This is a genomic window from Streptomyces sp. NPDC059443, assembly GCF_042750105.1.
Taxonomy (GTDB): Bacteria; Actinomycetota; Actinomycetes; order Streptomycetales; family Streptomycetaceae; genus Streptomyces.
On the sequence record NZ_JBHYVM010000036.1, the window covers coordinates 1 to 12,210 of the forward strand.

The window sequence follows — 12,210 nt, forward strand, 5'->3', positions numbered from 1 at the left end:
CGCGGGTCCGGGCGCGCCGGGGCCCCCCCCCCCCCGGGGGGGTGGGGGGGGGCGGGGCGGCGCGGGCCCGGCAAGATCCGGAAGAGACGGCCTAGGCGCGGTGAGCGGCCTGCTGGCCGGATACGCGGCGCTGGCGGCCGCCGAGCTGACCGCGTCGCTGGTGCGGCCGCAGGCCGGACCGGTCACGGTGATCGGCGGCGCGGCCATCGACCGCACTCCCCCGGCGCTCAAGGACTTCGCGATCCGGACGTTCGGCGAGAACGACAAGCTGGTCCTCCAGCTCGGCATCCTCGCCACCGTCGGCCTGCTGGCCGCCCTGCTGGGGATGTTCGCCCTGCGCCACCGCCGTACGGGGGCGGCCGGGGTTCTGACCTTCGGCCTCCTGGGGGCGGGGGTGGCGCTCGGCCGGCCCGACTCGGCCGGTGCGGGCGACGCCCTGCCGTCCCTGCTGGGGGCCGTCGCCGGAGCCTCGGTGCTGTTCCTGCTGGTGGGCAGGGTGATCGGCCCATCTACCGAGGTCTCGGTTGAGGTCTCCACCGACAGCCCGGCAGCCCGCTGGAACAGGCGCGGCTTCCTGGTCGCGGCCGTCGCCACGGCCTTCGCCTCCACCGGGGCGGGCGCCCTCGGCCGGACCCTGACGGGCCGGCACGGCGAGGGCGCGGTGGCCTCGCGCGCCGCCGTACGACTGCCCGCCCCCGCCTCCGCGGCGGCGGTGATCCTCTCCGGGGCCGGGCTCCCGGTCCCCGGCATCAGCTCCTTCACCACACCGAACAAGGACTTCTACCGTGTCGACACCGCTCTCGTCGTACCCAGGAACGACGCGGACACCTGGCGCCTGCGGATCCACGGCAAGGGGATCTCCCGCCCCCGCGCCTACAGCTTCGCCGACCTCCTCCAACGACCGCTGATCGAGCGGGACATCACTCTGACCTGCGTGTCGAACGAGGTCGGCGGCCCCTACGCGGGCTCCGCGCGCTGGCTCGGCGTACACCTGTCGGACCTGTTGCGGGAGGCGGGCGTCAGGCCTCCGTCCGGAGGCGGGCGGGCCGATCAGCTGATCGCCCGCTCGGTGGACGGGATGACCCTCGGCACCCCGGTCGAGGAAGTCATGGACGGACGCGACGCGATGCTCGCGCTCGGCATGAACGGAGAGCCGCTCCCCTTCGAACACGGCTTCCCGGTCCGAATGGTCGTCCCCGGCCTCTACGGATACGTCTCCGCCTGCAAGTGGATCCAGGACATCGAGCTCACCACCTTCGACGCCTACGACCCGTACTGGGTCAAGCGCGGCTGGGCGCGCCGGGCCCCGGTCAAGACGCAGGCCCGGATCGACACGCCCAAGCCCTTCGGCCGGGTCCCGGCCGGGACGGTGACGGTGGCCGGGGTGGCGTGGGCCCAGCACCGCGGCATCCGGCGGGTCGAAGTCCGCGTGGACGACGGGCCGTGGCAGGAGGCCCGCCTCGCCGAGCAGGCCACCACCGACACCTGGCGGCAGTGGTCCTTCCCTTGGGAGACCACCTCAGGCGGCCACCACCTGACCGTCCGCGCCACGGACGGCACCGGCGAGGTCCAGACCGAGCAGCGGACCCCCACCATCCCGGACGGCGCGAGCGGCCGGCACAGCGTCTTCGTCACCGCCGGCTGACAGCCCGCAGCCACCAGCCATCGGCCTCCAGCCACCAGTTGGCCAACCCCCTTCCCTTTCCCCCTTCCGAGATTCGCCCACCTATTTCACTGGAGAACACCATGAGCACCCTTCGTTTCCGCCGTACCGCCCTCGCCGTGGCCACGGCCGCCGTACTGCCCTTCGCGCTGGCCGCCTGTTCCGACGCCGGCCAGGACTCCGCCGCCGGACCGGCCGCCGCGGCGAGCACGGACGCTTCGGCCCCGGCGGCCGACCCCTCGGCCGCGATGTCCATGGACAAGCCCTTCGGCCCGGCGTGCGCCGGTGTGCCGAAGGAAGGCGCCGGCAGCTTCGACGGCATGGCCAAGGACCCCGTGGCCACCGCCGCGTCCAACAACCCGGCGCTGTCCACCCTGGTGGCCGCCGTCAAGCAGGCGGGGCTGGTCGACACCCTCAACAACGCGAAGGACATCACGGTGTTCGCGCCGACCAACGACGCCTTCGCCAAGATCCCGAAGGCCGACCTGGACAAGGTCCTGGCCGACAAGGCCACGCTGACCAAGATCCTCACGTACCACGTGGTCGGCCAGAGGCTGACCCCGAAGCAGCTGGAGAACGGCTCGTTCACCACGCTGGAGAACGGCAAGCTGACCACGACCGGTTCGGACGGTTCCTACAAGGTCAACGGCACCGCCGGCGTCGTCTGCGGCAACGTCCCGACCGCCAACGCCACCGTGTACATCGTCGACACCGTCCTGATGCCGAAGTAGCCGTGGCGTGGCCGGTGGTACGGGGCGCCGCGAGGCGGTGACCCCGGAGCCGCCCGATCGTTGTAGGTGGCGGTCAGCGAAGTGGCCCCGGGAGTCCCGGACCCGAACTCGGGTCCGGGACTCCGTGCCGTCGCGGACCCCGGTGTGGCGGCGGATTGGACAAGTGGCCGATATTACGAACACGATGGGCCCGCAGGTTCGCGGGTGCGCAGGGAACGACCGCTCGTTCTTCGACGTCCCTCCACGCGGACCGACCGTCCCCGTCACACCCTGGAGAGACTTCGCCATGAGCTTCGGCGACCCGAACAACCCCTACGGCCAGCAGCCTCCGCAGGGCCAGCCCGGCTACCCCCAGCAGGGACAGCCCGGTTACCCCCAGCAGGCACCGCAGGGCGTGCCCCCGCAGTACGGCTACCCGCAGCAGCAGCCGCCCATGGGCATGCCGCCGCAGCAGCCCTACGGCGCGTACCCGCCGGCCGGGGCTCCGGGCATGCCGGGCGCCGGGATGCCGCCGCTGGCTCACTGGGGCCTGCGCGCCGCCGCCCTCATCCTCGACGTCCTGATCATCGCGGGCCCGATGATCCTCTTGAGCATCCTCACGGGCAGCGACAGGAACCCGCCGGCCGTCCTCACGATCCTCAGCCTGGTCGCCACCCTCTACGCCCTCGGCATGGCCATCTTCCAGCTGTACAAGGAGGGCACCACCGGGCAGACGATCGGCAAGGGGGTCATCGGCATCAGCGTGCGCCGCGAGGCCGACGGGAACACCCTCGGCTTCGGCATGGCCTTCGTTCGCCGGATCGCGCACATGCTGGACTCCGCCGCCTGCTACCTCGGCTGGCTGTGGCCGCTGTGGGACGCGAAGAAGCAGACCTTCGCCGACAAGGTGTGCAGCACCGTGGTCATCGTCGTCCCCAAGGGCTGACCGGCCGGCGGTTCTGCGCACTCGCACAGACACCGGCGTCGGGACCCGTCCGGTTCTCCGGGCGGGCCCCGACGCCTTTTGGCGTACGGGGCCCCGGGCGCGGCCCTTCCCGACCCACCCTGCCCAGCCCCGCCCTGCCCTCCCCGCCCGGCTCCCCGCCGGCGCTCAGCCCTCCGGGCCCGCCCGGTGCGCGAGGCGTTGGGCCCCGGTGCGGCCGCGGGACTCGACGGGGAGTACGCCGGTGGCCGCGCCCAGCCCGTAGGGCGGCATGTCGGCGTAGATGGTTTCGTACGAGCCCTCGGGCACGATGTAGGTTTCGTGCCAAAGCCCCACGTGCTGACGGACTTTGCCCCCGCGCTCCTTGCGGTTGATCATCGCCCAGGCCTGGCGGTGGAACATGTCCGGGGCCGCGGCGTAGGCGTAGAGCTTCTCCTTCGACTCCCAGTACTGGACGACGTAGTACGTCCGGGGCGATCCGCTGAGCAGGACGTGGCCCAGCAGTCCACGGCTCTCGTCGCGGGCCAGTTCGCGGAGTATCCGGGGCATGGCCAGGAAGACCGGCAGCCAATGGTGGACGGCCCAGAAGTGGTTGATGCGCATCCCGATCAGCAGGATGACCACGTCGCCTTCGGCCGCGGCGGTGGTGCGGCCCGGTAACGGCTTTGCGGACACAGGGACTCCAGGTGGCCTGGTTGGATGAGGGCACTGTCCGAGCGTCCTTGGATAGTGACACTCTCCAATGGAAGGTTCAAGGGATGCGGCTGACGGAGCTGAGCGAGCGGAGCGGCCTCCCCATCGCGACGATCAAGTACTACCTGCGCGAAGGGCTGTTGCCGGCCGGACGCCGGATCGACGGCACGACCGCGGAGTACGACGAGGGACATCTACGGAGGCTGCGACTGGTGCGCGCCCTGATCCAGGTCGGAGGCATTCCGGTCGCGAAGGCGCGGGAGGTCATCGCCCACGTGGACGACGAGTCGCTGGGCCGGACCATCCGACTGGGCGCGGCGCTGTGGGCGTTGCCGCAGGGGCCCGACCCGGACGAAGGGGACGAGGCGGTGGTGAGCGCGCGGCGCGAGGTGGACCGGCTGCTGGAAATGCTGGGCTGGTCGACGGCCCGGGAACTCGGGGCCCTCTCGCCGGTCCACCGGTCCCTGGTGGTGGCGGTGGCCACGCTGATCCGGCTCGACTATCCGTGGGACGCCGAGCTGATCGCCCCGTACGCGGAGCTGATGCACCAAGCGGCGGTGCGCGACATGGACTTCGTCGAGACCTACCCCTCCGAGGCGGAGAAGGTGGAGACGACGGTCGCGGCGGCGGTGCTCTTCCAGCCGGTACTGAAGGCCCTGCACCGACTGGCGCAGGAGGAGGAATCCGCGCGGCGGTACGGGCTGTAGGCCGCGCGAATCGCGGAGCGCGGCAGCGCCGTACGGGGCGCGGCGGCGGGCCGCCCGCCCGCTCACCTCCCCCGACCGCACAGGCGCGGCACGGGCGGGTGAGCAGACGGGCGGCCCAAAAAACGCTACGGCTTCGGGAGGGTGCAGCCGGGGCGGGTCAGGTCGATCTTGTTGCCGGGGCCCACGCAGGGGACGATGATGTAGGTCTGCTCCGCGTAGTTGATGCCCTGGCGGACCGTCACCACACCGTTCTGGTCCACCTCGCACGGGTTGTTCACCGTGCAGCTCTCGCCGTCCTCGTTACCGGTGTTGTTGACGGCGACGACCTTGCCCGTCGCGGTGTCGATCACCGGCGAGCCGGAGGTCCCGCCGATGGTGTTGCAGGCCGAGGTGTAGCGCAGCGAGTCCTTCCAGGTCCACTCGCCCTCCTTGAGGCGGTAGCTGAACCCGTCCACGTTGCAGCTGTACGTGCGCTTCCAGTACCCGGACACCACCTTGATCGCGGTGCCCTGCACCGGATGGGCGTCGTTCAGGGTGAGTGCGTTGATGCCGTACTGGCTGCTGATCTGCGCGTACGTCTTGGTCAGCTGGTAGATCGAGATGTCGGTGTCGGTCATCGTCGCGTACGCGATCTTGCTCGCGCGCAGCGTCGCGACCTTGGAGCCCGACGCGTTCAGCAGCGAGAAGGAGCGGCTGGACGCCTTGTCCTTGACCACCTCACCGGCCGCCGGCATGCCGGACTCCAGACAGTGGCCGTTGGAAAGGACGAGCGCGGGGTCCGTCGGCAGCGAGTTGGGTACGCGGACGACGGAGCCGGAGCAGTTGCTGAGCGCTACCGTGCCGGCGTAGTTGACCGTGACGGCCTGCGCGACCGTGGTGTCCCGGGGTGCCTGGGCCACGGCCGGGGCCGCCGCCGCTCCGGTGAGGAGCAGGGCGAACGCGGCGCCGGCGAGAGGCTTGTTCATGTGGGGGTTCCCCTCTGGTGACAATGCGACCGAAGATCCTTCGGTTGTCATGCGCATTGTTGAGACCCAAGCCCCAACTCACAAGAGGGCCTGCCCAGTTGGAGGGTGGGACGGAACGGCCGTAATCAGCCTTGCGTCACGGCAACGCCGGGCACTAGCCGGACGGGCCCCCGAACGCCATCCCGGCCCGATCCCTTGACGGCCCGTAGGTCGGAGAGCACAGTGACCACCGGCGCGGCTTGAGAGCGCTCTCAAACTGCGCTCCCCCCACACCTCCTCAGAGAGGGCATCCATGCGCTCCGTGACTCCCCTGCGATCCACGTGTCTGACATCCGGCAGAAAACGGCGGCCGGTCCGGCGGGCCCTCGTCGCCGCGCTGAGCACCGTGGCGATGGCGGCCGCGGCCGCCGCGGCCGTCACCCTGCCCGCCGGCGCCGCCGCCCCGGCCGCCCCCGTCGCCCCGGCCGCTCCGGCGGTCCCGGCGGGCTGGTCCCAGGTCTTCCTCGACGATTTCAACGGGGCCCCGGGTTCGGCGGTGGACGCCGCGAACTGGCAGTACACCACCGGCACGAGCTACCCCGGCGGACCGGCCGGCTTCGGCACCGGCGAGGTCGAGACGATGACCGCGGACTCCGCCAACGTCTCCCTCGACGGCGCGGGCAACCTGCGCATCACCCCGCGCCGGGACCCGGCGGGCAACTGGACCTCCGGGCGCATCGAGACCAAGCGCGCCGACTTCCAGCCTCCGGCGGGCGGCAAGCTGCGCACGGAGGCCCGTATCCAGATGCCCGACGTGACGGGCGCCGCGGCCAAGGGGTACTGGCCCGCGTTCTGGATGCTCGGCGCGCCCTACCGCGGCAACTGGTGGAACTGGCCGGGCATCGGTGAGCTCGACGTCATGGAGAACGTCCAGGGCATCAACAACAACTGGGCCACGATGCACTGCGGCACGAGCCCCGGCGGCCCGTGCAACGAGACCTCGGGCATCGGCGGCCAGCGCGTCTGCCCCGGTACCACCTGCCAAGGCGACTTCCACACCTACGCGGTGGAGTGGGACCGGTCCACCGCGGTGGAGGAGATGCGCTTCTACCTCGACGGGGTCGTCTTCCACACCGTACGGGCGAACCAGATGGACGCCGCGACCTGGACCAACGCCACCGACCACGGCTACTTCATCATCCTGAACGTGGCCATGGGCGGTGCGTTCCCGGACGCCTTCGGCGGCGGGCCCGACGCGGGGACCCAGCCGGGCCACCCGATGGTCGTCGACTACGTCTCCGTACTGCGGTCCACGGGCGGTACGACCACCCCGCCGACCACTCCCCCGACCACCCCGCCCACCACACCTCCGACGACGCCCCCCACCACCCCGCCCGCCGGGAACCGCGACGCGTACGCCGCCATCCAGGCCGAGTCGTACGACGGGCAGGCCGGGACGGCCAGGGAGACCACCACGGACACCGGCGGCGGCCAGGACCTGACCGCCATCGGCAACGGCGACTGGGCCCTGTACAAGGGCGTCGACTTCGGCTCCGGCGTCCCTGCGACCCAGTTCTACGGACGCGTCGCGAGCGGCGCGGCGGGCGGGGTCAGCGGGCTGGTCGAGGTCCGGCTCGACAGCCGTACGAGCGCACCGGTCGGCAGCTTCGCCGTGGCGGGCACCGGTGGCTGGCAGAGCTGGCGGACCGTACCGGCGAACATCACCGGCGTCACGGGCACGCACGACGTGTACCTGACCTTCACCAGCGGCCAGCCGGCCGACTACGTGAACCTCAACTGGTTCGACTTCGGTCACTGAGCGGACGGAGGCGCACACCCGTGAACACACCGCCACGACCGCCCGACCCCCGCCCCCGGCGTCGCCGCCACCACCACCTTCCGGCCCTGCTGCCGAGTTCTGGTCCGCGTTCAGCCGCGGCGTCACCCTGGACCCCGCCACCTGGTACTCCCCGGCGGCGTACTACGGCGGGGCGGCGGAGAACGACTACGCCGGCTTCTTCCACACCGCGGGCCTGAACGGACGGGCTGACCCTCGGCATCGGCTGGTGAACCCCGCCCGGCCCGCAGCACCCCGTACCACCCCGTACCACCCAGTACCGGCCCGTGCCACCGGGAGCGCTCTCAGCGTTCCCGGTGGCACGGGTTACCCTGCTGTCCGAAAGGGCCGGCACAACCGCCCCCGGACCCGCATGAGGAGCGCCCGTGGCCGAACAGCTTCCCGCCGGCCGCCCCACGCTGGAGGCGGTCGCAGCGCGCGCCGGGGTGTCTCGGGCCACCGCGTCCCGGGTGGTCAACGGCGGCGACGGCGTCCGCCCGCACCTGGTGGAACAGGTCCGCGCGGCCATCACGGACCTGGGCTACGTGCCCAACCACGCGGCGCGCACCCTGGTGACCCGGCGCACCGGGGCCATCGCGGTGATCATCGCGGAGCCGGAGATCCGGATCTTCTCCGACCCCTTCTTCTCCCGCCAGGTCCGCGGCATCAGCAAGGAACTGACGGCGCACGACAACCAGTTGGTCCTGCTGCTGGTGGAGGACCGCGGCGACTACGACCGGATCGAGCGCTATCTGGCGGGCGGGCACGTCGACGGTGCCCTCGCCTTCTCCCTGCACACCGACGACCCGCTGCCCGCGATCACCCGTCGCATCGGCCTGCCCACGGTCTACGGCGGCCGGCCAGGCTGGACCGGGGCCGACGGCACGACCGGGGAGCACGGACCGGTGTCCTACGTGGACGCCGACAACCGTGGGGGCGCGCGCGAGGCCGTACGGTACCTCGTGTCCCGGGGTCGTCGGCAGATCGCTCACATCGCGGGCCCGCTGGACCAGACTTCGGCGACCGACCGGCTCGACGGGTACCGGGACGTACTGCTCGACGCCGATCCGGCGCTGATCGCCGAGGGGGACTTCACCACGGCGGGCGGGGCGCGGGCGATGGCCGAACTGCTGGAGCGCTGCCCGGGGCTCGACGCCGTGTTCGCGGCGAACGACCTGATGGCCACGGGCGCCCTGGGCGTGCTGCGCGAGCGCGGCCGGTCCGTGCCGGGGGACGTGGCACTGGTGGGCTTCGACGACGCGGAGCTGGTCGCGGAGAGCACCGATCCGCCGCTGACGACCGTACGCCAGGACATCGAGGGCATGGGGCGGCTGATGGCCCGGCTGCTGCTGCGCACCCTGGGCAAGACGCACGGCGCGCACGGCGCGCCCGCATCGGTGATCACCCCGACCACGCTGGTGCTGCGCGGTTCCGCGTAGACGGCTCGGCATAGACCGCTCGGCGTAGACGGCTCGGCATAGACGGCTCCGCACGGACGGCCCCGCGCACGGCTCTTGACGGGGCGCTCGTGTGGGGTGCACGCTCCAGTCGCGCTCTGAGAGCGCTCTCAAAATGCTCTCGAAATGCTCTCGAAGAAGTGCTCTCAAAAGACTCGCCGCATCCGCCAAGCCGAGGAGGCCGCACCATGCCGTCCATCCCCCGAGCCGCCGGGAGAACCACGCTCCGCCTCGGCTCCATGGCCCTCGCCGGAGCCCTGCTGGCCGCCTGCGGTGCCAAGTCCACCGAGGGCGCGGACGCCGGCGGCCAAGTCACCGTGACCGTGGACCTGTTCGGTGCGTTCGGCTACCAGGAGGCCGGTCTCTACGCCGAGTACGAGCGGCTCCACCCGAACATCAAGATCAAGCAGACGGACACGGAAGACGAGCAGGACTACTGGAAGTCGCTCCAGACCCACCTCGCCGGCGGCGGCGGACTGGCGGACGTCCAGGGCCTGGAGGTCGGGCGGATCGCTTCGGTAACACAGCAGCAGGCCGACAAGTTCACCGACCTGAAGGAGTACGGGGCGGGCGCGCTCCAGGGCGAGTTCGCCGCCGCCAAGTGGGCGGCCGCGACGACCAAGGACGGCAAGGTGCTCGGCCTCGGCACCGATGTCGGGCCCGAGGCCATGTGCTACCGCAGCGACCTGTTCCGGGCGGCGGGCCTGCCCACCGACCGTACCGAACTGGCCACCAAGTGGGCGACCTGGGACGGCTATCTGGAGCTCGGCCGCCAGTACGCGGCCAAGGCGCCGGCCGGCAGCTCCTGGCTGGACAGCGTCGGCAGCCTCGACGCCGTCATGGTCGGCCAGGCGAAGGAGCGCTATTACGATGCCTCGGGCGCGCTGATCTACGAGAACGGCCCTGCCGTTAAATCCGCCTGGGATGCCTCGGTCAAGGCCGCGGCGGACGGCCTCAGCGCCAAGCTCGACCAGTGGTCGCCGCCGTGGAACCAGGCCTTCTCCTCCGGCTCCTTCGCCACGATGCCCTGCCCCGCCTGGATGCTCGGCTACATCAAGGGGCAGGCCGGCGACGCGGGCAAGGGCAAGTGGGACGTGGCGAAGCTGCCAGGCGGCGCGGGCAACTGGGGGGGCTCCTACCTGGCGGTCCCCCGGGCCGCCCGGCACAAGAAGGAGGCGGCCGAGCTGGTGAAGTGGCTCACTGCGGCCGAGCAGCAGACCAAGCTCTTCCGCAAGCAGGGCAACTTCCCCTCCGCCGTCAAGGCCATCGGGCAGATCTCGGACGCCAGGGACCCGTACTTCTCGGACGCGCCGATCGGGCAGATCTTCGGAGATGCCGCCGAGAAGGCCCCGGTCCAGGTGCTCGGGCCGCACGACAAGGACATCGCCGACCAGATCGCCAACGCGCTGAGCGAGGTGGAGCGCAAGGGCACGCCCCCGGAGACGGCCTGGTCGAACGCGAAGAAGGCCGTCAAGAACGCCCTGGGCTGAGCCGCCATGACCCCGCACCCCCTCCCCCGGCGGAGCCTCGCCCCGTACGCCTTCGTCGCCCCCTTCTTCACCCTCTTCGCCGCCTTCGGCCTCTTCCCCCTCCTCTACACGGCGTACGTCTCCGTCTACCGCGTCGAGCTGCAGAACCCCGGCGAGATGGAGTGGCGGGGCCTGGACAACTACACCGCCCTGTTCACCGATCCGTTCTTCTGGACGGCCCTGCGCAACACCTTCACCATCGGCGTGCTCTCCACGGTTCCGCAGCTGCTGATCGCCCTGGGCCTGGCGCACGTCCTCAACTACCGTCTGCGGGCCCGGACTTTCTTCCGCACGGCACTGCTGCTCCCGTACGCGACCTCGGTCGCCGCGGCCTCGCTGATCTTCGCCCAGCTCTTCGGGCGGGACTTCGGAATCGTCAACGACCTGCTGAGCTGGGTCCGTTTGGCCCCGGTGGACTGGCAGAGCGGTACGGCCGCCTCGCAGATCGCCGTCTCGTCCATCGTCGTTTGGCGCTGGACCGGCTACAACGCGCTGATCTACCTGGCGGGCATGCAGTCCATTCCCGGCGAGCTCTACGAGGCGTCCGAGGTCGACGGGGCTTCGAAGTGGCGGCAGTTCCTCCACGTGACCCTGCCCGGGCTGCGTCCCACCATCGTCTTCACGGTGGTGGTCTCCACGATCGGCGCCACCCAGCTCTTCGGGGAACCGCTGCTCTTCGAGGGGTCCGTGTCCGGGGGCATCTCGCACCAGTACCAGACCCTGGGCCTGTACATGTACGAGCAGGGCTGGGGCTTCTTCCACCTGGGCCGGGCCGCCGCCATCGCCTGGGTGATGTTCCTGCTGATCGTGGCGCTGGTCGGGGCCAACGCCCTCCTGGTGCGCCGCCGTTATGCCAAGGAGGCCGGGCGATGAGCTCCTCCCCCACCGTCCGGCGCGGCAGCCCGCTCACCTACGCGGTGCTGGTCTGCGCGGTGCTGGTGTCGGCGTTCCCGCTGTACTGGACCCTGGTCGCGGCGAGCCGTTCCAACGCCGAACTGGCGCGGCCGGAGCCCTCACTGCTGCCCGGCCCGAGGCTCCTGGTCAACCTCCAGGCGGTCCTGGAGGAGGCGGACATCGGCAAGGCCCTCCTCAACTCCCTGATCGTGTCGAGTGCGATCACCGTCGGCACGGTGCTCTGCTCCACCCTCGCCGGATTCGCCTTCGCCAAACTGCGCTTCCGGGGACGCGGAGCGCTGCTGGGCGCCGTCGTCGCGTCGATGATGATCCCGCCGCAGCTGGGGGTGATCCCGCTGTTCATGCTGATCGTGAAGCTCCACTGGGTGAACCAGCTCCAGGCCGTCGTCCTGCCCGGACTGGTCTCCGCCTTCGGCGTGTTCTTCATGCGGCAGTTCCTCGCGCAGTCCCTGCCGGACGAGCTGATCGAGGCGGCCCGGGTCGACGGGGCCTCGTACGCGCGGATCTTCCGGTCGGTCGTGCTGCCGGTGGCCCGGCCGGCCATGGCCGTACTCGGGCTGCTGACCTTCATGACGGCCTGGAACGACTTCTTCTGGCCGGTGGTCGCACTGTCCTCGCAGGAGCCGACCGTGCAGGTCGCGCTGCGCCAGCTGGGCGGCGGCTACGTCCACGACCAGTCCGTGATCATGGCGGGCACCCTGCTGGGGACCCTTCCCGTGCTGCTGGTCTTCGGCCTGCTGGGCCGCCAGATCGTGGGCGGCATCATGCAGGGCGCGGTCAAGGGCTGAGCTCCCGCCCCTCCCTTCGCCGCC

Annotated in this window: 11 protein-coding genes; 9 read left to right on the forward strand and 2 right to left on the reverse strand. The window is 71.2% G+C overall.

Annotated elements, in window-relative coordinates; all coding sequences use genetic code 11:
- Window positions 1–100 precede the first annotated feature (100 nt).
- The 3 genes from ACFXDJ_RS28715 to ACFXDJ_RS28725 all read left to right on the forward strand — a co-directional run bounded on the left by ACFXDJ_RS28715 (window position 101) and on the right by ACFXDJ_RS28725 (window position 3,319).
- Entirely contained in the window at window positions 101–1,645 is a 1,545-nt protein-coding gene (locus tag ACFXDJ_RS28715) for a molybdopterin-dependent oxidoreductase (RefSeq protein WP_384656033.1), read from the forward strand.
- A 101-nt stretch (window positions 1,646–1,746) separates the two neighbouring features.
- Window positions 1,747–2,394 carry a fasciclin domain-containing protein gene (locus ACFXDJ_RS28720; protein WP_384656030.1) on the forward strand — a complete coding sequence of 216 codons (648 nt, stop codon included), beginning with the start codon at window positions 1,747–1,749 and terminating at the stop codon, window positions 2,392–2,394.
- A 286-nt stretch (window positions 2,395–2,680) separates the two neighbouring features.
- Window positions 2,681–3,319: an RDD family protein gene (locus ACFXDJ_RS28725; protein WP_384656028.1), complete on the forward strand. Its 639-nt coding sequence runs from the start codon at window positions 2,681–2,683 to the stop codon at window positions 3,317–3,319.
- Between the two features lie 165 nt (window positions 3,320–3,484).
- Here the strand turns inward: ACFXDJ_RS28725 and ACFXDJ_RS28730 are convergent, their stop codons facing one another.
- Window positions 3,485–3,991 (reverse strand): DUF4188 domain-containing protein, encoded by a 507-nt coding sequence (locus ACFXDJ_RS28730; protein ID WP_384656027.1) that lies wholly within the window; start codon window positions 3,989–3,991, stop codon window positions 3,485–3,487.
- 83 nt (window positions 3,992–4,074) lie between these two features.
- On the opposite strand from ACFXDJ_RS28730, the gene ACFXDJ_RS28735 reads away from it, so the two are divergent.
- Window positions 4,075–4,716 carry a MerR family transcriptional regulator gene (locus tag ACFXDJ_RS28735; protein WP_384656024.1) on the forward strand — a complete coding sequence of 214 codons (642 nt, stop codon included), beginning with the start codon at window positions 4,075–4,077 and terminating at the stop codon, window positions 4,714–4,716.
- A gap of 125 nt (window positions 4,717–4,841) precedes the next feature.
- Here ACFXDJ_RS28735 and ACFXDJ_RS28740 read toward each other — a convergent pair whose 3' ends face one another.
- A complete protein-coding gene (locus ACFXDJ_RS28740; protein ID WP_384656022.1) occupies window positions 4,842–5,681 on the reverse strand; it encodes a serine protease in 840 nt (279 codons plus the stop codon).
- Window positions 5,682–5,973: 292 nt separating this feature from the next.
- Between ACFXDJ_RS28740 and ACFXDJ_RS28745 the strand changes: the two genes are divergently transcribed.
- From ACFXDJ_RS28745 to ACFXDJ_RS28765, 5 genes are all read left to right on the forward strand, one after another.
- A complete protein-coding gene (locus ACFXDJ_RS28745) occupies window positions 5,974–7,479 on the forward strand; it encodes a glycoside hydrolase family 16 protein (RefSeq protein WP_384850774.1) in 1,506 nt (501 codons plus the stop codon).
- A gap of 404 nt (window positions 7,480–7,883) precedes the next feature.
- The gene (locus tag ACFXDJ_RS28750; RefSeq protein ID WP_384656019.1) at window positions 7,884–8,936 is read left to right on the forward strand and encodes a LacI family DNA-binding transcriptional regulator; all 1,053 of its coding nucleotides are present in this window, start codon (window positions 7,884–7,886) and stop codon (window positions 8,934–8,936) included.
- A 206-nt stretch (window positions 8,937–9,142) separates the two neighbouring features.
- The gene (locus ACFXDJ_RS28755) at window positions 9,143–10,444 is read left to right on the forward strand and encodes an extracellular solute-binding protein (RefSeq protein WP_384656016.1); all 1,302 of its coding nucleotides are present in this window, start codon (window positions 9,143–9,145) and stop codon (window positions 10,442–10,444) included.
- Window positions 10,445–10,450: 6 nt separating this feature from the next.
- Window positions 10,451–11,356, forward strand: coding sequence for a carbohydrate ABC transporter permease (locus ACFXDJ_RS28760; RefSeq protein ID WP_384850777.1), 906 nt, complete (start codon window positions 10,451–10,453; stop codon window positions 11,354–11,356).
- Window positions 11,353–12,186: a carbohydrate ABC transporter permease gene (locus tag ACFXDJ_RS28765; protein WP_384850780.1), complete on the forward strand. Its 834-nt coding sequence runs from the start codon at window positions 11,353–11,355 to the stop codon at window positions 12,184–12,186. Before ACFXDJ_RS28760 ends, ACFXDJ_RS28765 begins: the two co-directional genes overlap by 4 nt.
- The last annotated feature ends 24 nt before the right edge of the window (window positions 12,187–12,210 follow it).